At 72.7% G+C, this 20,728-nt stretch carries 21 protein-coding genes; 12 read left to right on the forward strand and 9 right to left on the reverse strand.

Annotated features, from left to right (window positions below; all coding sequences use genetic code 11):
• Positions 1–6 precede the first annotated feature (6 nt).
• Positions 7–795 (reverse strand): alpha/beta hydrolase family protein, encoded by a 789-nt coding sequence (locus AC3A5R_RS18015; protein ID WP_487622141.1) that lies wholly within the window; start codon positions 793–795, stop codon positions 7–9.
• Positions 796–907: 112 nt separating this feature from the next.
• Between AC3A5R_RS18015 and sp36 the strand changes: the two genes are divergently transcribed.
• From sp36 to AC3A5R_RS18040, 5 genes are all read left to right on the forward strand, one after another.
• Positions 908–1,072, forward strand: a complete 165-nt coding sequence (sp36, locus tag AC3A5R_RS18020; protein ID WP_207555819.1) for a Sp36 family protein — start codon at positions 908–910, stop codon at positions 1,070–1,072.
• A gap of 2 nt (positions 1,073–1,074) precedes the next feature.
• The gene (locus tag AC3A5R_RS18025; protein WP_487622142.1) at positions 1,075–1,539 is read left to right on the forward strand and encodes a RidA family protein; all 465 of its coding nucleotides are present in this window, start codon (positions 1,075–1,077) and stop codon (positions 1,537–1,539) included.
• Positions 1,540–1,544: 5 nt separating this feature from the next.
• Entirely contained in the window at positions 1,545–2,396 is an 852-nt protein-coding gene (locus tag AC3A5R_RS18030; RefSeq protein ID WP_487622143.1) for an NUDIX hydrolase, read from the forward strand.
• A 98-nt stretch (positions 2,397–2,494) separates the two neighbouring features.
• Positions 2,495–3,292: an MBL fold metallo-hydrolase gene (locus AC3A5R_RS18035; RefSeq protein WP_487622144.1), complete on the forward strand. Its 798-nt coding sequence runs from the start codon at positions 2,495–2,497 to the stop codon at positions 3,290–3,292.
• Positions 3,293–3,300: 8 nt separating this feature from the next.
• Entirely contained in the window at positions 3,301–3,963 is a 663-nt protein-coding gene (locus tag AC3A5R_RS18040; protein ID WP_487622145.1) for a nucleoside/nucleotide kinase family protein, read from the forward strand.
• Positions 3,964–4,262: 299 nt separating this feature from the next.
• Here AC3A5R_RS18040 and AC3A5R_RS18045 read toward each other — a convergent pair whose 3' ends face one another.
• Both AC3A5R_RS18045 and AC3A5R_RS18050 read right to left on the reverse strand, forming a co-directional pair.
• Entirely contained in the window at positions 4,263–4,835 is a 573-nt protein-coding gene (locus AC3A5R_RS18045) for a hypothetical protein (protein WP_487622146.1), read from the reverse strand.
• 104 nt (positions 4,836–4,939) lie between these two features.
• Positions 4,940–5,617 (reverse strand): Crp/Fnr family transcriptional regulator, encoded by a 678-nt coding sequence (locus AC3A5R_RS18050; RefSeq protein WP_076260322.1) that lies wholly within the window; start codon positions 5,615–5,617, stop codon positions 4,940–4,942.
• Positions 5,618–5,791: 174 nt separating this feature from the next.
• On the opposite strand from AC3A5R_RS18050, the gene nth reads away from it, so the two are divergent.
• From nth to AC3A5R_RS18075, 5 genes are read left to right on the forward strand one after another with little or no spacing between them, the layout of a single operon-like run.
• Positions 5,792–6,517, forward strand: coding sequence for an endonuclease III (nth, locus tag AC3A5R_RS18055; protein ID WP_323098259.1), 726 nt, complete (start codon positions 5,792–5,794; stop codon positions 6,515–6,517).
• Positions 6,514–7,323 (forward strand): NUDIX hydrolase, encoded by an 810-nt coding sequence (locus tag AC3A5R_RS18060; protein ID WP_487622147.1) that lies wholly within the window; start codon positions 6,514–6,516, stop codon positions 7,321–7,323. Before nth ends, AC3A5R_RS18060 begins: the two co-directional genes overlap by 4 nt.
• A complete protein-coding gene (locus AC3A5R_RS18065; protein WP_487622148.1) occupies positions 7,320–8,525 on the forward strand; it encodes a MarP family serine protease in 1,206 nt (401 codons plus the stop codon). Before AC3A5R_RS18060 ends, AC3A5R_RS18065 begins: the two co-directional genes overlap by 4 nt.
• A 46-nt stretch (positions 8,526–8,571) precedes the next feature.
• Entirely contained in the window at positions 8,572–9,555 is a 984-nt protein-coding gene (locus AC3A5R_RS18070) for a magnesium transporter CorA family protein (protein ID WP_487622149.1), read from the forward strand.
• Positions 9,556–9,569: 14 nt separating this feature from the next.
• Positions 9,570–10,349, forward strand: a complete 780-nt coding sequence (locus tag AC3A5R_RS18075; protein WP_487622150.1) for a GNAT family N-acetyltransferase — start codon at positions 9,570–9,572, stop codon at positions 10,347–10,349.
• Between the two features lie 359 nt (positions 10,350–10,708).
• Here AC3A5R_RS18075 and AC3A5R_RS18080 read toward each other — a convergent pair whose 3' ends face one another.
• The 4 genes from AC3A5R_RS18080 to AC3A5R_RS18095 are packed head-to-tail and all read right to left on the reverse strand — an operon-like array spanning position 10,709 to position 14,257.
• On the reverse strand, positions 10,709–11,101 hold the full coding sequence (locus AC3A5R_RS18080) for a universal stress protein (protein ID WP_487622151.1): 393 nt from the start codon (positions 11,099–11,101) through the stop codon (positions 10,709–10,711).
• Positions 11,098–12,642 (reverse strand): tripartite tricarboxylate transporter permease, encoded by a 1,545-nt coding sequence (locus AC3A5R_RS18085; RefSeq protein ID WP_487622152.1) that lies wholly within the window; start codon positions 12,640–12,642, stop codon positions 11,098–11,100. Before AC3A5R_RS18085 ends, AC3A5R_RS18080 begins: the two co-directional genes overlap by 4 nt.
• Positions 12,642–13,187 (reverse strand): tripartite tricarboxylate transporter TctB family protein, encoded by a 546-nt coding sequence (locus tag AC3A5R_RS18090; RefSeq protein ID WP_487622153.1) that lies wholly within the window; start codon positions 13,185–13,187, stop codon positions 12,642–12,644. The genes AC3A5R_RS18085 and AC3A5R_RS18090 overlap by 1 nt, the downstream gene beginning before the upstream one ends.
• A gap of 2 nt (positions 13,188–13,189) precedes the next feature.
• The gene (locus tag AC3A5R_RS18095; protein WP_487622154.1) at positions 13,190–14,257 is read right to left on the reverse strand and encodes a Bug family tripartite tricarboxylate transporter substrate binding protein; all 1,068 of its coding nucleotides are present in this window, start codon (positions 14,255–14,257) and stop codon (positions 13,190–13,192) included.
• Positions 14,258–14,357: 100 nt separating this feature from the next.
• Between AC3A5R_RS18095 and AC3A5R_RS18100 the strand changes: the two genes are divergently transcribed.
• Both AC3A5R_RS18100 and AC3A5R_RS18105 read left to right on the forward strand, forming a co-directional pair.
• Positions 14,358–16,151 (forward strand): sensor histidine kinase, encoded by a 1,794-nt coding sequence (locus AC3A5R_RS18100; RefSeq protein ID WP_487622155.1) that lies wholly within the window; start codon positions 14,358–14,360, stop codon positions 16,149–16,151.
• Entirely contained in the window at positions 16,148–16,822 is a 675-nt protein-coding gene (locus tag AC3A5R_RS18105; RefSeq protein ID WP_487622156.1) for a response regulator, read from the forward strand. The genes AC3A5R_RS18100 and AC3A5R_RS18105 overlap by 4 nt, the downstream gene beginning before the upstream one ends.
• Before the next feature lie 32 nt (positions 16,823–16,854).
• On the opposite strand, the gene AC3A5R_RS18110 is transcribed toward AC3A5R_RS18105, so the two are convergent.
• Together AC3A5R_RS18110 and AC3A5R_RS18115 are read right to left on the reverse strand one after the other, a co-directional pair.
• On the reverse strand, positions 16,855–18,102 hold the full coding sequence (locus AC3A5R_RS18110) for an Ig-like domain-containing protein (RefSeq protein ID WP_487622157.1): 1,248 nt from the start codon (positions 18,100–18,102) through the stop codon (positions 16,855–16,857).
• A 42-nt stretch (positions 18,103–18,144) separates the two neighbouring features.
• On the reverse strand, positions 18,145–20,532 hold the full coding sequence (locus AC3A5R_RS18115; RefSeq protein ID WP_487622158.1) for a S8 family serine peptidase: 2,388 nt from the start codon (positions 20,530–20,532) through the stop codon (positions 18,145–18,147).
• Positions 20,533–20,728: the final 196 nt, after the last annotated feature.

The raw sequence follows: 20,728 nt of genomic DNA on the forward strand, positions 1-20,728 counted from the left end.
GGGTGGTCAGCGGGTCAGGGCGGCGACGGTCGACAGCACGGTCGCGAACGCCGGCTGCTCGGGGTCGATGAACGAGAGGTGACCGGCGCGCGGCAGGACCGTCCGCTCGACGTCGCCACCGGCCCGGCGGGCCGCCTCGAGGTAGGCGTCGCCGACCGCCGTGGGCACGACGTCGTCCTCGGTGCCGGAGAGCAGGCGCACGGGAACCCGCGGCGGCAGCGCGGCCATGGGGTCGGCGGAGCGCCAGGCGGGCGTGCCCGGGCCGGAGCCGACGAAGTCGCGCGTGGCGCCGGAGCCGAGGTTCATCCGGTCGGCGGCGCCGAGGTCGACGACACCGGCCAGGGACACCGCCCCCACGACGCCGAGGCCCTCGACCCACGACCGGCCCGCCGCCCACGTGACGAGGTGGCCGCCGGCCGAGTGCCCGACCAGGACGATGCGGTGCGGGAGCGAGCCGTCGCGCGAGACCGCCTCGACGAGGGCGCGGACGTCGTCGAGCGTGCCCGGCACGCCCCCGCCTCGCATGCCGACGCGTCGGTACTCACCGAGCGCGACGGCGTAGCCCTCCGCCGCGAAGGCGTTGGCCTCCGGCAGGGCGTGCTTCCGGTCGTACCTGGCCCGCCAGAACCCGCCGTGGACGACGAGGACGGTGACCCCGCGGGGCGCCACCCCCGGGGCCGGCGGGATGACGTCGTAGACCTGCGCAGGGTCCGAACCGTACGTGCGCGTCGTCGGTGCGGCCGGCGACGGACGCGTCATGACGTCCTCGGAGCGGGGGTCGACGGGCGTGGTCATACCGGACATCGTGGCACCCGCGGTCACGGTCCCCGACGCCGCTCCCGAGCGTGCGCCCGGGGTGTCGGCGCACGCGCCGAGGGCAGGTACACCAGTGAGTAGGGTGATCGCCATGACCACGTGGGAATACCTCACCGCACCGCTCCTGATCCACAACACCAAACAGATCCTCGACAACTTCGGGGCCGATGGCTGGGAGCTCGTCCAGATCGTCAACGGGCCCGACGGCACCAGCCTCGTCGCCTACTTCAAGCGTCCCAAGTCTGCGGGGAACTGAGCATGAGTGCTGTCGAAGACCGCCTGTCCGAGCTCGGGCTGACCGTACCCGAGGTCGTCCCGCCCGTCGCCGCCTACGTCCCCGTGGTCCGCGACGGCAACCTCGTCTTCACCTCCGGCCAGCTGCCGATGGTCGACGGCCGCCTGGCCGCCACCGGCAAGGTCGGCGCCGAGGTCGACGAGGTCACGGCCAAGGAGCTCGCCGCGACGTGCGCCCTCAACGCGATCGCGGCGATCAAGTCCGAGCTGGGTGACCTCGACAAGGTCGCGCGCGTCGTCAAGGTCGTCGGATTCGTCGCCTCCGACCCGATCTTCACCGGCCAGCCCGGTGTCATCAACGGTGCGAGCGAGCTGCTCGTCAAGGCCTTCGGTGAGAAGGGCGTCCACGCCCGTTCCGCCGTCGGCGTCGCCGCCCTTCCCCTCGACGCCCCGGTCGAGGTCGAGGTCGTCGTCTCCGTCGAGGGCTGAACCGGATGGGTCGTCTCTTCCCGCTCACGACCACGCCCGGCATCTCCGATGCCGCGACCCGATGGCTGTCCGGTGACCGGTGGGAGGTCGCCGAACCACGACGCGCCAGCACCGTCATGCTCGTGCGTGACGCACCCGGCGCGTCCGATGCCGCTGCCGGTCCGGAGGTGTTCATGCTCCGGCGGGTCTCCGAGATGGAGTTCGCCCCGAGCATGCACGTCTTCCCCGGCGGGGGCGTCGACGACCGCGACGGCGAGGGCGACCTGCCGTGGAGCGGTCCCTCGCCGCTCGAGTGGGGCGAGCGCCTCGGCTGCAGCCCCACCGAGGCGCAGCTGTACGTGGCCGCCGCCGTCCGCGAGCTGTTCGAGGAGTGCGGCGTGCTCCTGGCCTCACCCTCCGCGAGCGGACCGCTCGCGTGGGTGGGCGACGCCGAGTGGCGCCAGGTGCGCGCCGACCTCGTGTCCCGTGCCGTGTCGCTGCGTGAGGTCCTCGTCGACCGCGGCCTCGTGCTGCGCTCGGACCTCGTCGTGGCCAAGGCACACTGGCTGACGCCGGAGTTCGAGCCGCGTCGCTACGACACGTGGTTCTTCGCCGCGGTCATGCCGCCTCTGCAGACCGCCGACGGCGACACCACCGAGGCAGACCTGGCCGAGTGGGTGCGCCCGGCTGACCTGCTGCGCGAGTATGACGCCGGCTCGGCGCTCATGCTGCCGCCGACCGTCATGTGCGTCGAGCAGGTGCGCGACGCCGCCTCGGCCGCGGACTTCGTGGCGCACGCCGACCTGACGCCGCTCGTCATGCCCGAAGTCGTCGACGCCCCCGGTGGCGCGGCGATGGAGGTCGTCGAACGCGTCTGAGCCCCAAGCCGATCCGACCGCCGTGTGGGGCGGTCGGCTCGAGCAGGACGGCTCTCCAACACTTTTCGTCACAGACGTTCCGACGTGAGGAGGTCGACGTGCAGGGTGCCGAGGTCGACCCGACGTGGGCCGGCGGCAGGTTCGGCGAGCGCGCCGAGTGCGTGCTGTGCCCCAACCCCTCGCCGATGACCCTCGACGGCACGAACACGTGGCTGCTCGCCGAGCCGGGCAGCGACGAGGTCGTCGTCGTCGATCCCGGCCCGCTCGACGAGGGCCACCTGCAGAACGTGCTGCGGCACGTCACAGATTCCGGCCGACGCGTCGCGCTGACACTGCTGACGCATGGCCACGCCGACCACGCCGAGAGCGCCGACCGCTTCCACGCCCTCACCGGCGCACCGGTCCGGGCCTTCGGCCGCGGCCACGACGACGTCCGCCCGGGCGAGACGATCCGCATCGGCGGCCTCGAGGTGCTCGCCGTCGAGACGCCGGGGCACACGAGCGACTCCTACTCCTTCGTCCTGCCGGCCGACACCACCCTGCTGACCGGCGACACCGTCCTGGGCCGTGGCACGACGGTCGTCGCGTGGCCCGACGGCAGTCTCGAGTCCTACCTCGAGTCCCTCGACCGCATCGAGCGGCTCACCGCCTCCGGCGCCGTGACCAGCCTGCTGCCCGGCCACGGCCCGTTTGTCCCCGACGCGGCCGCCACCGTGACCTTCTACCTCCGGCACCGTGCCGAGCGGCTCGAGCAGGTGCGGGCCGCGGTGGCCGCCGGTGCGACGACGGCCCGCGCGGTCGTCGAGACCGTCTACGCGGACGTGCCGCGCAGCGTCTGGCCGGCCGCCGAGCTGTCGGTCCAGGCCCAGCTCGAGTACCTCCGCGAGCACCCCTGAGCCCGCGCGTGGACGCCCATCGAGGTGTCGGCGATCTCGCCGCCGCGGCGCTCGACCTGGTCGGGGACCGTCGTCGCGTGGTGCTCGGCATCGCCGGCGCTCCGGGCGCGGGCAAGTCGACGCTCGCCGAGGCGCTCGTGGCGGCGGTGGCCCGGACGCAGGGCGCCGACTACGTCGCGCACGTGCCCATGGACGGCTTCCACCTCGCCGATGTCCAGCTGGAACGGCTGGGCGCTCTGTCCCGCAAGGGAGCTCCCGACACCTTCGACCCCGACGGCTATGCCGCGCTGCTGCGCCGCCTCGTCGCCGAACCGGACTCCTGGGTGTACGCGCCGGGCTTCGAGCGGACGCTCGAGCAGCCGATCGCGGCGGCCACGGTGGTGCCCCCGTCCGCCCGGCTCGTCGTGACCGAGGGGAACTACCTGCTCCTGACTAAGCCCCGGTGGGAGGCGGCGCGCGCGGCGACCGACGCGGTCTGGTTCGTCACGGGTGAGGACGACGTGCGGCGCTCGCGGCTCGTGTCCCGACACGTCGCGTTCGGCAAGGACCCCGAGGTCGCGGCGGCCTGGGTCGAGCGCAGCGACGAGGCCAACGCGCGCCTCGTCGCCGAGTCGGCGCACCGCGCGGACCGTCTCGTCGTCAACGGCCCGGAGGGCTGGCGCTTCGCCTGAGCGGGCTGGTTGGGGCCCACTGGCTACGACACTGCTCAGCGAGAGTGAGCAGTGACGGATCGTGCGGGCATGGTGGCGCTGGGCTGGTTGGGGCCCACTGGCTACGACACTGCTCAGCGAGAGTGAGCAGTGACGGATCGTGCGGGCATGGTGGCGCTGGGCTGGTTGGGGCCCGCTGGCTACGACACTGCTCAGCGAGAGTGAGCAGTGACGGAGCATCCGGGGAATGGTGGCGCTGGGCTCGTTGCGGATCGCTGGCTGTGTCAGTGCTCAGTGAGAGTGAGCAGTGGCGCAGGCGGTCACAGGCCCGGCAGGCCCATCGGGCTCGGGCCGGTCATGCTCGCGGGGCTGAGGCCGCCGCCCTGCTGGCCGGGCACCTGGGCCGGGTCCACGGTCGCGCCGGGTCGCAGGGTGCGGATCCCGCCGGTGGCGCGTCGGCGCGTGAGGAAGAGCGAGGCGGCGAGAGCGGCCCCGACCGCGCACGCGCCGGTCGCGACCAGGGCGGCCTCGTCGAGCAGCCCGGGCAACACCGAGAACAGGCTCGGCACCAGCACGACGCTCGCGGCGGCCGTCACCGTGTAACCGCCGACGAGCACGCCCCGCGACGACCGCCTGAACATCGAGCCGGCGAGAGCGGTGAGCGGCGTCGCGGCCACCCAGCTGAGCACTGCGAGCGCCAGCATCGCGCCGACGCCGACGCCGACGCCGACGCCGGCGGTCGCGGCGTCGCCGACTCCGGCCGAGGTCTGTACGAGGCGAGCGACGACGAAGGCGGCCGCGAAGAGCAGGCCGGTCAGGGCGGCGACCCCGACCCCCGCACCCGCGCCGCGGCCGGGCTCGACGTCGGTCGGGTGGTAGCTGGTGCGGCTCATCGGGTGGCCTCTCGCCGGTCGGACGACTGGTGAGGGTGCCCCGCGAGGCGAGGCCCCTCACCCATCAGGACGCGGGAGCCCCCGGAAAGGTTGCCTCGCCCGGGTCAGCGAGCGCGGCGCTTGAGGCGCTCGACGTCCTGGAGCAGGACGGCGCGGGCCTCGAGGCGCAGCCAGCCACGCGTCGCGAAGTCGGCGAGGGCCTTGTTGACCGTCTCGCGGGAGGCGCCGACGAGCTGGGCGAGCTCCTCCTGGGTGAGGTCGTGGCTGACCATGATGCCGCCCTCGACGGGGCGGCCGAAACGCTCGGAGAGGTCGAGCAGGGCCTTGGCGACGCGTCCGGGAACGTCGGTGAAGACGAGGTCGGCCAGGTGCGCGTTGGTGCGACGCAGCCGCTGGGCGAGCGCGGCCAGCAGGGCCTTGGACACCTCAGGGCGGCCGGAGAGCAGACCGGTCAGCGACTCGTTGCCCAGGCCGAGCAGCTGGGTCTCGGCGACGGCGGTGGCGGTCATGGTGCGCGGCCCGGGGTCGAAGAGGCTGAGCTCGCCGAACATCTCGCCGGGGCCGAGGATCGCGACGAGGTTCTCGCGGCCGTCGGGGCTCGTGCGGCCGAGCTTGATCTTGCCCTCGGCGATGACGTAGAGCGTGTCGCCCCGGTCGCCCTCGTGGAAGAGCACGTCGCCGCGCTCCATGTGGGTGCGGCTCATCTGCGACTGCAGGGCCGATGAGGCCTCCTCGTCGAGAGCCTTGAAGAGGGGCGCGCGCTTCACCACGTCGAGATCCACGGGGTCAGTGTGCCATGCCGCCCCCGCACCTGCCGGGCGGTCTGCGCGGGTCCGGAATCGCGTCGGCGCACGCGGCGCGACCCAGCCTCGCGGCATACAGTGTGCTGCGTGTCCCCCCGAGCCGTCGTGACCGCCGACGAGACGCCCGTCGCCCGCACGCGACGGGCGCGAAGGATGTACCGCTCTCTGCACGAGCGCTACCCGTACGCGCACTGCGAGCTCGACTTCACGACGCCCCTCGAGCTGCTCGTCGCGACGATCCTGTCGGCGCAGACCACCGACGTCGGCGTGAACAAGGTCACCCCGATCGTCTTCGCGAAGTACCGCACCGCGGCCGACTACGCCGCGGCCGACCGCACCGAGCTCGAGACGATCATCCAGCCCACCGGTTTCTACCGGAACAAGGCCGACGCGCTCATCAAGCTCGGCATCGCCCTCGTCGAGAACTTCGACGGCGAGGTGCCCGGCCGCCTCAAGGACCTCGTCACGCTGCCTGGCGTCGGGCGCAAGACCGCGAACGTCGTGCTCGGCAACGCCTTCGACGTGCCCGGCATCACCGTCGACACCCACTTCGGCCGGCTCGTGCGCCGCTTCGGCTGGACCGAGGAGGAGGACCCGGTCAAGGTCGAGCACGAGATCGGGCGCCTCTTCATGCGCCGTGACTGGACGATGCTCAGCCACGTCGTCATCTTCCACGGCCGCCGCACCTGCCACGCCAAGCGTCCCGCGTGCGGCGCGTGCCCGGTGGCGCGCTGGTGCCCGAGCTACGGCGTGGGCGAGACCGACCCCGACAAGGCCGCGAAGCTGCTCAAGTACGAGCTGGCGCCGAAGGCGCTCGAGGAGGCCGCCCGCGCGGCCGCTGCCGTGCAGGCCGCCGAGGCGGGGCAGGAGAGCGCGTGACGCAGGTCGCGAGCGGCATCGCGTACGCCGGCCGCACCGGGACGATCGAGCCCGCGCCCCTGCCCGAGGGCGGGATCGCGCGTCCGCCGTGGGTCGACCACCTGGCCGACCGCCTCGGCACCGTACGGGCCGAGGACTTCTCGCTGTTCGTCCCGCCGGACGAGGGTGGGCGTGAGTCCGCCGTCCTCATCCTCTTCGGGCCCCCGCCCGCCGCGCTCGCGACGCCCGACGTGTCCGCTGCGCCCGACGCGTCCGACGGGCCCGACGCGTCCGACGGGCCCGACGTCGTCGAGGAGGACGTGCACGTCGTCCTCCTCGAGCGCTCGCACGACATGCGTTCGCACCCGGCGCAGATCGCCTTCCCCGGCGGCGCCCGCGACCCCGAGGACGCCGACGACGTCGCGACCGCCCTGCGAGAGGCGCAGGAGGAGATCGGTCTCGACCCCTCCGGCGTCGACGTCGTCGCGACGTTGCCGTCCCTGTTCATCCCGTTCTCCGGGTTCGTCGTCACGCCGGTCCTCGGCTGGTGGGCACGGCCCTCGGCGCTGTCGGTCCGCGACCCCAACGAGGTGCACGACGTGCTGTCCGTGCCGGTGTCGCACCTCGTCGCGCCGGCCACCCGGTTCTCCGTGACCCACCCGTCCGGCTACGTCGGCCCGGGCTTCGGCCTCGACGACCTGCTCCTCTGGGGCTTCACCGCCGGCCTGCTCGGCCGCGTCCTCGACCTCGCCGGGCTCGAGCAGCCGTGGGACGCGTCGGTGCACCGCCCACTGCCCGAGCGCTACGTCGGAGGGGGGCGCGGATGACCGGCAGCGTCGTGCTCGACATCGCCCTCGGGCTCCTCCTCGTCGCCTACGCCGTCTCCGGCTACCGGCAGGGACTCATCCAGAGCGTCGCCTCGCTCGTGGGGTTCTTCCTCTTCGCGATGCTCGCGGTGTGGCAGCTGCCCGGCCTCCTCGCGCACTGGGACGCGATCTCCGGCAGCACCCGCAGCCGGGTCCTCGCGCTCGTCATCGGCGTGGTCGGCTTCGGCTGGCTCGGGCAGTTCCTCGGCAGCCTCCTCGGCAACCGGATCCGCGCCCGGGTGGGGCAGACGCCCTTCCGCCGGGTCGACTCGGTGCTCGGCGGCGTCGTCGTGCTGTTGGCCGCGAGCCTCATCGTCTGGTTCATCGGCGGCACGCTGCGCACGGCCGGCAACCCGGCGCTGGCCCGGGCCATGGCCGACTCCAGGGTGCTGCGCGTCGTCAACACGGTCGTGCCCGAGGACGCCGGCCAGATCTTCAGCGGGTTCCGCGGCTTCCTGTCGGCGCAGGGCTTCCCGCAGGTCTTCGGCTCCCTGGCACCCGAGCCGATCGTGCCGGTGCCGGCGCCCGACCCGTCGGTCGCGCGCTCCGAGCCGATCCGCGCCGCGGGCCGTTCGGTCGTCAAGGTCCTGACGCAGTCGCAGCGGTGCCAGCGGGGCCAGGAGGGCACCGGCTGGGTGCTGCGCGACAACCGCATCGTCACCAACGCGCACGTCGTGGCCGGCGCGTCCGAGGTGCGGGTCGAGGCCGGGGGCCGGACGCTCAGCGCACAGGTCGTCGTGTTCGACCCCGAGCGCGACCTCGCCGTGCTCGACGTCGAAGGACTCGACCTTCCGGCGCTGACGCTCGGCACCGACATCGCGCGCAGCGACTCGGCCGCGGTGCCGGGCTTTCCGCTCGACGGCCCCTACCGCGTCGTGTCGGCCCGCGTCCGCGGCATCCTCGACGCCCGTGGCTTCGACATCTACGGCCGGGACCGGGTCGTCCGCGAGATCTACTCGCTGGCCACGACGGTGCAGCCGGGCAACTCCGGCGGCCCGCTGCTCGACCCCCAGGGCCGCGTCGTCGGGGTCATCTTCGCCAAGTCGCTCGAGGACGACTCGACCGGCTACGCCCTGACCCTGACCGAGGCCAAGCCGGTGCTCGACCAGGCCGCCTCCGCGCAGCGGTCCGTCGGCACCGGGGCCTGCGTCAGCGGCGGCTGATCGCCGACGACGCCCACGCGGGCGTGCGCGGTGCCAGAGTTGTCGCATGCAGGTGTCGTTCGTCAGCGCCGACGGGATCACCGACCACGCACCGGGCGAGCTCGAGTCGCTGCTCGCCCGGACCGACGGGTTCGTCTGGGTCGACGTCCCCGACTACGACGCCGAGGCCGAGGCGCTGCTCGCCGGGCCGCTGCAGGCCCACCCGCTGGTCCGGCAGGCCTGTGCCGAGAGGAACTTCGTGCCGACGGTGCACGCCTACGAGCGCCACCTCTTCGTCATCCTCCACGCGCCACTGACCGGCGAGGGCGGCCACGTGCACGTGCTCGAGCTCGACGAGGTCATCGGCGACCGGTACCTCGTCACGGTCCACGGCCCCCGCAACCCCGTCGTAACCCTCGAGGACGCGACGGCAGAGACGCAGGCGGTGCGGGCGCGCATCGAGGCGGGGCGGCTCGCGCCCGACAACCCGTACGAGCTGGCCTACGTCGTCAACTCGGCGATCGCCCGGCGGCAGAGCGCGGCGGTGCGAGAGGTGGCGGCGCGGCTGCCGGCGCTCGAGGCCGAGGTGATGGCGCCCGACTTCCGCCGCCCCGAGGGCCTGCTCGAGCAGCTGTTCCTCCTGCGCCACGAGCTGAGCACGGCGCGCACCATGGCCGCCCAGGGCTACGACATCCAGGCCCGCATCCAGTCGATCGAGCGCTTCGTGCCGGGCGAGGCGCGCCGGCACGCCCGCGACCTCGCCGACCAGTTCGAGCGGGTGCGCAACCTCGGCGACGGCGAGATGGGCTTCCTCGTCGGAGTCATCGACCTCTACCAGACGCGCGTCACGACGAAGATGACCGTCGCGATGGAGCGGTTGGCCGTCATCGCCGCGATCACGCTGCCGATCACCGCGATCGCGAGCATCTACGGGATGAACCTCATCGGCAACGACGGGACCGACGTACCGCACCTGGCCCTCGTGCTGGCGATCATGGTCGGGATGAGCCTGTGGTTGCTGCGATGGGCCCGCCGTCAGGGCTGGTGGTGAGGCACCATCGGAGCATGATCGTCGACGCCCCCGGGCTGCGCACCGACCTCGCCCTCCTCGAGCTGCAGGGCTCGCAGGTGGTCGACCACGGCGACCTCGTCGTGGTGCGGACGCCGACCAACCCGGCGTACTACTGGGGTAACTTCCTGCTCCTGCCGGCCGACGTGCCCGCGGCCGACGTCGACCGGGTCGTCGCCCGGTTCGAGGCCGAGCACCCGAAGGCCCGGCACCGGGCCGTCGCGTTCGCCGATCCTCGCGGCGACCACTCCGCTTGGGAGGCAAAGGGGTTCGACGTCGAGGTCGACGTCGACCTCGTGACCGACGCCGTGCCTGCCGACGCCCCGACGCCCGAGGGGATCGACGTGCGTCCACTCGTGTCGGACGACGACTGGGAGCAGTCGGCGTCGGTCGGGGCCAGCGACGCGCCGGCGGAGGGCAGCGACGAGCGGCACCTGTTCGAGCTGCGCCGGGCGGCCTCGCAGCGGGGGCTCGTCGACTCCGGCCGCGGGCGCTGGTTCGGCGCCTTCGACGGCGAGACGCTCGTGGCCTCGCTCGGCATCGTGCGCCTCGGCCGGCTGGCCCGCTACCAGGACGTCATGACCCTCGCGGACTACCGACGCCGTGGCATCGCCGGTGCGCTCGTGCGGGCCGCGGGGGAGTGGGCGTTCACCGACCCCGAGGTGGAGCGGCTCGTCATCGTCGCCGAGGACGGCGGCCCGGCCATCGGCCTCTACCGGCGGGCCGGGTTCCGCGAGGTGGCCCGCCGCGTCCAGGTCTGCCGCACCCCGGTGTGACCTTCCTGGGCCGCGCTCGCGCCCCCTCTCATCGAGTGAGCACTGAGTCCCACCCGCCCCACCAGCGTCCGGTCGGTTCGTTCGCATCGAGTGAGCACTCGGTCCCACCAGTCCCATTCGCCACCGGCGTCCCTCGGCGCACCCCATCGAGTGAGCACTCGGTCCCACCAGTCTCATCCGCATCAGGCGCGCTGTGACGGATGGGATTTCGTGCTCACTCGATGAGATGGGGGGCCGCCGGGCGGTGGCCCTGTGTATTGGGTGGGGTTTGGTGCTCACTCGATGAAGGAGAGGGAACGTCGAGTGCCCAGCCCCCGGCGTGAGGGACTGGGCACTGCGTCGCGGTGGTCGGACCGGGGTCAGCCGGCCTTGACGGCGAGCACCGGGCACCCCGCGTCGAGCAGCAGCCGCTGGGCCGTCGACCCGAGGAGCAGCTTGCCGACGGGCGAGCGGTGCCGGATGCCGATGACGAGCATCCGCGGCGCCTCGGCGTCGATGATCGACAGGATCGCGTCGGCGGGGTCGGTGCCGTGCTCGACCCGGCGCACCTCGTGCTGGACACCGGACTCGGCGAGGTCGGCGTCGAGGCGGGTGAGGTCGCGGCCCTCGGCGCGGTGGGCGTCGACGAGCTTGTCGTCGCGGGACATGTTGACGACGAGGACGCGGTCGCCGTGGGCCCTGGCCTCGGCGGTCGCGGCCGCGAGCGCGGCCTCGCCCTGCGGGGTCGGGATGTAGCCGACGAGGATCGTCACGCGGCCACCTCCTCGCGGACCTCGGCCATGAGGCCCGAGCCCGGTCCGCCTTTGCCACCGCGGACGATGCGGATCAGCCTCGCGATGAGCGGCCAGAGGATGGCCAGCACGATGATGCCGTAGCAGGCCCAGGCCACCGGGCCGCCGAAGAGGCCGCTGATGTCGCCGTGCGACAGCTGCAGCGAGCGCCGCAGGTGCAGCTCGGCGATCGGGGCCAGGATGACGCCGATGATGAGCGGCAGCACCGGCAGGCCGAAGCGGCGGATCGCGAACCCGACGAGGCCGATCCCGAGGAGCAGGTAGAGGTCGAAGGCCTGGCCGTTGACCGCCCACGCACCCATCGTCGCGAAGAAGAGGATGCCGGCGTAGAGGTAGGGCCTCGGGATCTGGAGCAGCTTGGCCCACAGGGGTGCCAGCGGCAGGTTGAGCGCCAGCAGCAGGGTGTTGCCGACGAAGAGGCTCGCCACGAGCGTCCACACGAGGACCGGCTGCTTCTCGATGAGCAGCGGCCCGGGCTCGAGACCGCGGCCCTGCAGGAAGGTGAGGATGATCGCGGCCGTCGCGTTGGTCGGCAGGCCGATGGCGAGCAGCGGCACCAGGGTGCCGGCGGCGGACGCGTTGTTGGCGGCCTCGGGACCGGCGACGCCCTCGATGGCGCCGTGGCCGAACTGCTCGGGGTGCTTGGTCAGCTTGCGCTCGGCGACGTAGGACAGGAACGTCGGGACCTCCGCACCACCGGCGGGGATCGCGCCGAACGGGAAGCCGAGGGCGGTGCCGCGCAGCCACGGCTTCCACGAGCGCTTCCAGTCCTCGCGTCCCATCCACGGCTGGCCGACCGGGATGACGCCGGCGGCCTTGCGCCGCAGGTGCGCGGCGACCCAGAGCGCCTCGCCGACGGCGAAGAGCCCGACGGCCACCACGACGATGTCGATGCCGTCGGCCAGCTGCGGGATGCCGAAGGTCATGCGCTGCTGGCCGGTGACCTTGTCGATGCCGATGATGCCGATGGACAGGCCGACGAGCAGCGCCGCGAAGCCGCGGAGGCGGGAGGAGCCGAGCACCATGCTCGCGCCGACGAACGCCAGCATGATGATGGCGAAGTACTCGGGGGAGCCGAGGTCGATGGCGAAGGCGACGACCTGCGGCATGACGAGCACGAGCAGGATCGTGGCGATGGTGCCGGCGACGAAGGAACCGATCGCGGCGGTCGCGAGGGCCTGGGCGGCGCGTCCGACCTTGGCCATCTTGTTGCCCTCGAGCGCGGTGACCACGGAGGAGGACTCGCCGGGGGTGTTGAGCAGGATCGAGGTCGTCGACCCGCCGTACATGCCGCCGTAGAAGATGCCGGCGAACATGATGAGCGCCTGGGTCGTGTCGAGCGAGAACGTGATCGGCAGCAGCAGGGCGACGGTCATGGCCGGGCCGATGCCGGGCAGCACGCCGACCGCGGTGCCGACGATGACACCGATGAACGCGAAGAGCAGGTTCAGCGGCGTCATGACGTGCCCGAAGCCGTCGATGAGGTGGTTGAGGTTGTCCATCAGAGGATTCCTTGGAGGACGCCGGCGGGCAGGTTGACCCCGAGCCCGATGGCGAACGCGTAGAAGGTGGCCAGCGAGATCGCGAGCCCGACGAGCAGGCCGCGCACGTGGTGCCGGTTGCCGAGCGCGAGGGCCGAGCCCGAGAAGAGGAGCGTGCCGGCGATGACCCAGCCGAGCGTCTCCATGAGGGCGGCGCTCACGCCGAAGACGACGACGAGCAGGCCGACGGTCTTCCAGTCGGCCTTGGCGCCGAGGTCGACGTCTTCGCCCTCGTCGGAGGCGCCGACGCCGCCGCGGTGGATGTCGATCGCGTAGAAGACCGAGACGATGAGCAGCAGGACGCCGAGGACGGTCGGGACCACCTTCGGGCCGAGCGAGTCGTTGCTGCTCACGACGGGCTCGAGCTGGGCCGCGTTGACGAGCAGGAGGATGCCGAGCCCGGCGAGGGCCGCGCACATTCCGTACTGTGCGCGGTCCCCGCCCTGCTTCTCGACGTCCTTCGCCTCGGCCTCTGTGCCGGTGCGGTCGGAGGTCGTGTCGGTCATCGTCAGCTCGTCAGCCCGAGGCCGGTGAGGATGTCGGCGACGTCCTGGTCCTGCGCCTTGAGGAAGGCGCCGAACTGGTCGCCGGTCTCGAAGGCGTCGGTCCAGCCGCGCTTCTGGAGCTCGGCCTTCCAGGCGTCGGAGCCGTGCATCTTCGTCAGGGCGTCGGCCCAGACCTGCTTGTCGGCCGCCGAGATCTCCGGCGGCGCGACGATGCCGCGCCAGTTGGTGAAGGTGAAGTCGATGCCCGACTCCTTGACGGTCGGCACGTCGGGGAGGGCATCGATGCGCTTGTCGCTCGTGACGGCGAGGACCCGGACGGAGCCGGACTTGACCTGCTCGAGGAACTCGCCGAAGCCGCTGGCGCCGAAGGCGATCTTGTTGCCGAGGATGGCCGGCAGCAGCTCACCGCCGCCGTCGTAGGAGATGAAGGACACCTTGGTCGGGTCGATGCCGGCGGCCTTGGCCAGCTGCATCGGCAGGAGGTGGTCGGGGCCGCCCGGGCTGGAGCCGCCGCCGACGTTGATCTTCGACGGATCCTTCTTCCAGGCGTCGATCAGGCTCTTGAGGTCCTGGTACGGCGAGTCCTTGGACACGACGATCGCGCCGGCCTCCTCGATGAGCTTGGCGATCGGCGTCGTGTCGGAGAGGTTCGCCTTCGACTTCTGCGTGTAGGCCGCGCCGACGACGCCGAGGCCCATCTGCATGGCGAGCTTGCCGTTGCCCTTCTCGTTGACGATGCGCTGCAGGCCCACGGTGCCGCCGGCGCCCGGCAGGTTGAAGACCTGGATGGAGCCGGTGATCTTCTGGTTCTCCATGACCTGGGCCACGGTGCGGGCGGTCGTGTCGTAGCCGCCGCCGGGGCTGTTGGGGACCATGATCTGCAGGCCGGACGCGGGGCCGGCGGCGGCGCCGGTGGACGCGCCGTCCTTCTTGGCGGTGGCGCCGCACGCCGAGAGCGCGAGGGCCCCGGCCGCGGTGAGGGCCACGAGGGCGGCGACGCGTCGGCCCCGATTGCTGCGGGTGCTGCTGGTGCTGCGAGTGCCGGGACGGGCAGTGCTGTGAGTGCTCATCGTTGAGATCTCTTTCGCGATCTGGGGCTGGAACGGCATGATCGTGCCCGCGTCCCGGACGGGTGTCGCCGTTGTGTCACCAATGAAGGTTGAGTTCGTTGTGGTCAAGCAGAGCACGGGCCGGTGGTTCGGCAGGCTGACCCTCACGGGTCAGCTGCTCGCCGTGCAGATGCTCATTCTCGTCGGCGTCCTCGTGGCCGTCGGCCTCGTCTCACTGGCGCAGTCGGAGGCGACGTTCACCCGCACGGAGGGGCGCCGGGTGTCGGCCATCGCCGAGCAGCTCGCGAGCACGCCGATCGTGCGCACCGAGATGGCGCCGGGCGGGGTGCCCAACGTGCTGCCGAGCCTCGTGCAGTCGATCGTCACGCAGTACAACGTCACGTCGATGAGTGTCGCCGACGCCGACGAGATGGTGCGTGTGTCCTCGGACCCGACGCTCGAACGCTCGCCCATGCCGGTCGGTTCGCCGGCGGTCGCGAACGGGGCGAGCTGGATCGGGGTCATGGAGATCGGTGGCGAACGCATGCTCGTCGCCCAGAGCCCGCTGCTGTCGGTGCCCGACCCCTCGGTCAAGGAGCCGCAGCTGCCGGTCGGCACGCAGCTGGGGACCGTGATGATCGCCGAGCACATGCCCTCGGCGCTCGACCGGCTCCAGGGCGCGTCGGCCTACCTGCCCACCTACCTCGGCATCGCGTTCGTCGTCGGCGGGCTCGGCTCGTGGCTGCTGTCCCGCCGCCTCAAGCGCCAGACGCTCGGGCTCGAGCCGGCCGAGATCGCCGGCCTCGCCGAGAGCCGTGAGGCGATGCTCTTCGGGCTCGCCGAGGGGGTCGTGGCGCTCGACACGAACGAGCGGATCACCTTGGTGAACAACGTCGCCCAGCGTCTGCTCGACCTGCCGGAGCACGTCGTCGGGATGCGCCTCGACGACCTGCCGATCGGCCCGCGGCTGCGCGACGTGCTGCGTGGCGTCCCCGACGCCGACGCGTCCGAGGGCGCCGATGCGTCGGGAGGTGACGCGTCCCTCGCGAAGGGTGCTGACGCGTCCCGCGCGGAGGGCGTCGACGCGTCCGACGCGGTGGGTGACGACGCGCCCGGCCCCGCGGTGCCGCGCGACCAGGTGGTGCTGCGGCGCGGGCGCGTCCTCGTCATGAACCGCATGGAGGTGAGCAAGGACGGGCGGCCGCTCGGGTCGGTGACGACGCTGCGCGACCGCACCGAGCTGGCCGACCTCGAGCGTGAGATCGGCTCGTTCCGCAGCACCACCGAGCTGCTGCGGGCGCAGGCGCACGAGTTCGCCAACCAGCTGCACACCATCTCCGGGCTCATCCAGCTCGGCGAGTACGACGAGGTCGTCGGCTACGTCGACTCCGTCAGTGAGCACCGGGCCGAGCTCGACGTCGCCGTGTCCCGACGCGTCCGCGACACCGCCATCGCGGCCCTGCTGATGGCCAAGGCGGCGCAGGCCACCGAGCGACGCGTCGAGCTGCGGGTCTCCGACGAGACCTCCCTCGGGCGCCTCGCCCAGCGCGACTCGGCCGACGTGTCCGCGGTCGTCGGCAACCTCGTCGACAACGCCATCGACGCCGCGGCCACCGCCGCCGGGCCGGACCGCTGGGTCGAGCTGACGATCCGCCAGGACGCGTCGGCCGTCGAGGTCAGCGTCGTCGACTCGGGCCCCGGTGTGGCGCCCGAGGTCGTCACCGAGGTGTTCACGCACGGGTTCACGACGAAGGCCGCGCAGGCCGGCGAGCGGGGTATCGGACTGGCGCTGACGCGTCTGATCTGTCAGCGTCGGGGCGGCGAGGTCGATGTCGAGAACACCCCCGACGGCGCCCGGTTCGTGGCCCGCCTCACCGTCGAGGCCGGCGCGCCGCTGGCGGAGGAGAAGCGATGATCAGCGTGCTCGTCGTCGACGACGACTTCATGGTGGCCCGGATCCACCGCGGGTTCGTCGAGCGGGTCGAGGGGTTCGAGGTGGTCGGCACGGCCCGCTCCGGCGACGAGGCGCTCGGCCTCGTCCTCGAGCTCGAGCCCGACCTCGTGCTGCTCGACCTCTACCTGCCCGACGCGTTCGGCCTCGATCTCGTGACGCGGATGCGGGCCTCCGGTGCGTCGTGCGACGTGCTCGTCATCACGGCGGCCAAGGAGGCCGACGCCGTGCGACGCGCCGTGCGCGAGGGTGTCGTCGGCTACCTGCTCAAGCCGTTCGCTTTCCCCGACCTCGAGCAGCGGCTCCAGACGTACGCGTCGGAACGGGCCCGCGGCCTGGCCGACGACGACCTGACCCAGGCGCAGATCGACGCGGCGTTCTCGTCGCCGACGGGCGGCCCGCGTCCGTCGGCGCCGCTGCCCAAGGGGCTGAGCGCCGAGACCGCCGAGGCCGTGGCCGTCGCGCTGCGCGACGCCGGCGAAACGCTGTCAGCCACGGAATGCGCTGAGGCCGTGGGGATCTCACGGGTCAGCGCCCGTCGCTACCTGGAGCACTTCGCGTCGGGCGGACAGGCCGACGTGTCGCTGCGCTACGGCGCGACGGGTCGCCCCGAGCGTCGCTACCGCTGGGCCTGAACGGCCGGCGGGGGCGACGCCCGGGGCTCACGTCAGCGGACGGTGACCCTGCGCAGCGTGCTGCTCGACCCGACGAAGGCCGACGAGCCGCGGTAGACCCACATGTAGTCGACCGGCCCGGCCGGCTTGTGCGCCACCGAGAACGTCCCCGTCGAGCTGGAGGTGCGCGTCGCTGCGAGGGTCCAGGTGCTCCAGCCGACCCGGCGGTAGTAGAGCTGCATCGTCGCACCGGCCACGGCCTTGCCGGTGTCCTTGCGCAGCAGCTTGCCGCTGACGGTGACCGCGTAGCCCTTGCGCACCGACGTGACGTTGGACGTCATCGACTCCGCGGTACCGACCATCCGGAGCCAGGCTGCGGCGCTGTAGTGGCCGGTGCGGTCCTTGGCCCAGACGCGGAAGCTGTACGTGGTGCCCTGCGCGAGCGAGACGGTCGCCTTGGTGGCCGTGCCCGAGTAGGCGCTGGTGCCCGAGGTCGGGCTCGCCGGCGCCGTCGAGCCCACGGCCATCCGCACGACGTAGCGGTCGAGGTCGTTGGCGTACGGCGCCGTCCACGTCAGGGTCGCCGCCCGCAGGGCGCCGCTGGCCTTGAACGCGCCGACAGCCGACGGCGCGGTGTCGACGGTGCGGAACGTGCTGGAGTACGGCGCGGTCATGGAGGCGCCCGACGTGTCCTTCACGCCGGAGACGTCGAGCCGGTAGGGCGCCCCGTCGTACAGCCGTGTCGACGGCCTGACCGTGGCGGTGCGCTTGGCGGCGTCGTAGCTGACGGTGGCGCCGACCGCGGCGCCGGTGCGGCCGTTGACGAGGCGCACCGTCGAAGCGGTGACCGTCGAGGGCACGACGTCGCCGGCGAAGGTGACCATCGGCGTCCCCGTGACCGCGATCCCGCTGCCGAAGTCGACCGGCCACGCGTTCCGGACGAACAGGGGCGCCCCGACCGGCGTGGGGCCGCCGGCGTTGGAGGAGATCCCGACGCCCATCGCTGCCGGGGTGACCGCGTCGATGCGCCCGTCCCCCGTGACGTCGCCCACCACGAGCCCGGTGGCGTCGGCGTCGTAGGCGGCCTCGGCATAGCTGCCGCTGGGTGCGCGCAGGGTGCCGTCGCTCCGCTGCTCGATGACATTGACCGTGGGCCACCCGGCGTGCGAGGTGACCAGGTCGGTCCGGCCGTCACCGGTGACGTCTGCGGCCTCGATGCCGGCCGGCACGTCGGTGACGGGGGAGGTGCGCGGTGTGGCCGGGAGGCTGCCGTCGGCCCCTTGGTACCAGACGGCGACCATGGCTCTGGGTGCGTTGCCCCCGCCCGCTGAGGCGAGGTCGAGTCACCCGTCGCCGTTGACGTCGCCGATCGTGACGGCGCTCGCGCCGGTGTCGGAGGGCACGGGATGCGTCGTCGGGGCCCAGCCATCGGCACGGTTGTGCAGGACGAGGACAGAGCTGAACCGGTTGACCGCCACATCGGGACGGGCGTCGCCGTCGAGGTCGCCGAGGACGAGCTTGCCGGGCATGACGGTGGCGTCGAGGACGGCGAGGCGGGTGTGCACCCACGACCCGTCGGGCTGCGCGTAGAGGGCCGCGACCTCCGTGGGAGTGGTCTGGACGAGGTCGACCCGGCCGTCGCCGTCGAGGTCGCCCGCGGCGACGAAGGTGGCATCGGCCGTGCCGGGGACGACCTGGGCCGGGTCGAGCGCGTGGGTGGCGTTCTGGTGGAACACCTGGATGCCGACCGCGGTGGCAGCGACGACGTCGCGCAGGCCGTCTCCGTCGAGGTCGGCCGTGGCGACGTTGCGCACGATGGAGCCCTCTGCGGTTGCGTAGGAGACCGGGGCGGACAGCCCCCCGGCAGCCGCCTGCGCCATGACGTCGAGCTGCCCCGTCTCGGTGCCGTGGTAGAGGCCGGCCACGACGTCGCCCTTGCCGTCGCCCGTCACGTCCCCGTAGGCCAGCGGGCCGTACCCGACCGACGTGGGGAACGCCGTCGCCGGGTTGAGGATCCCCGCCCCGCCCTGCTCGACCGTCACGGAGTAGGGGCGGGCGTCACCGACGCGGGAGCCGTTGAAGTTGCGGACGGACACGTAGGTCGGGCCGGTGACCCGGACCGTCACGGTCTCCGGCTGGCCGTCGGGCTTCTGGTCGACCTGGGCGACGAGCTTGAGGTTCTCGTCGTAGATCGCGAGGACCGGGTCGAGGTTCTGTGGGGCATCGACGTCCAGGTAGGGGGGCGTGACCGTGAACGTGACGGTGCGGCGTCCGCCGAAGTCGTAACGCCTCCAGTCGATGTCGCCCTCGATGCCGATGCTCCCGTAGGTCGTGCCGTAGGGGTCGACCGCGGTCGCCCGGGCGGGGGTGTCGTTCGGCTCGTCGGACCCCGCGGCGGGCTGGCCGAGGTCGGCCGCGTACCCGCCGCCGAGGGCGTTGGTGGCATCGAGGATGCCGGCGCCGTAGTACGGGTCGAGGCCGCGCGGGCCGGCGTCGCGGGCGGTGGCCTTGAGCCGGGCCAGCACCTGCGCCGGCGTCATCGACGGCGTCTTCGTGCGCATCAGGGCAACGACGCCGGAGACGATCGGCGCGGAGAACGACGTGCCGTCGCCGTAGTAGTAGAGGTTGCCGTCCTTGTCGGGGCGGCCGGTCGAGAGGATGCCCCAGCCGGGCGCCGCGACGTCGACCCAGCTGCCGTGCGTGCTGAAGTCGGTGAGGGCTCCGGCGCTGTCGGTCGCGGCGACGGCGACGGCCTCGGGGTAGGCGGCCGGGTACTGCGGCACGTCGTCGCCGTAGTTGCCCGCGGCCACGACGACAACGGCGCCCTTGGCGACGGCGTTCTTGACGGCGGTGTGCAGGGCCGGGTTGTCGGTGTCACCGCCGAGCGAGAGGTTGATGATGCGGGCGCCGTGGCCGACCGCCCAGTTGAGGCCCTCGATGATGTCGGAGTCGGTGCCCTTGCCCAGCGAGTTGAGCACCTTGACCGGCATGACGCGGGCGTTCCAGGCGACACCGGAGATGCCGTCGCCGTTGTTCGTCTCGGCGGCGATGATGCCGGCGACCATCGTGCCGTGGCCGTCGTCGTCGCTCGCCGCACCAGCCGCGATGCTGGTGTTGGAGATCGTGTTGTACCCGGCGACGGTGCGGCCGGTGAGGTCGGGGTGCTTGCCGTTGACGCCGCTGTCGAGGACGGCGACGACGGTGTTCAGCGAGCCCTTCGACCGGTCCCAGGCGCCGGGCATCCGCACGGTCCTGAGGTAGTCCTGGTCGCCGTAGGAGTAGCCGGGGTCGTTGGGGGTGGCCGAGGCCTCGCGCACGTAGTCGAGGCTGACCTCGGCGACGGACGGGTCGGTCGAGAGGCGGCTGGCCAGCTCGTCGGCGGAGCCCGTGGTGTGCACGGTGACGAAGGACGTGCCGGGCAGCGTCCGCCCGATGCTGGCGCCGCGACGCTTGACGGCGCGGTCGCGGGTCGTCGACGCGGCCGTGCCCTTGAAGCGGACGAGGACGGTGTGCGGGTCGTGCGCGCGGTGGGCGCCCTTGCCGGACGAGCGGAGCGGGAGCCGCTTGGCCCCGATCTTCGCCGCGGACGGCGCGGTGGCGGCGGCTGCGGTGGCAGCGGCCGAGGCGCTCGGGTGGGTGGGTGCCGCGGTGGCGGCGGACGCGGTGAGAGCCGAGACGGGCGCGACGAGCGCGAGCGTCAGGGCCGCCGCGAGAGGACGGCGACGTGACATTGAGGAGCCCCTGTGAGAAGTGGTGGTGCGAGCGCATCATGACAGGTCGCCCACCCGTGCAGGCGCGCTTCGCGGCAAGCACTGCAGCAACATGTAACGGGCGTGCGAGCGGCCCGCCACCCACAGGGGGGAGGTGACGGGCCGCGTCCGTGGGGCGTCGGCCGGAGCGAGGGGTCGCGGGACGGCCGACGCGTGG

This window comes from Intrasporangium sp. Soil_C_50 (assembly GCF_057656595.1).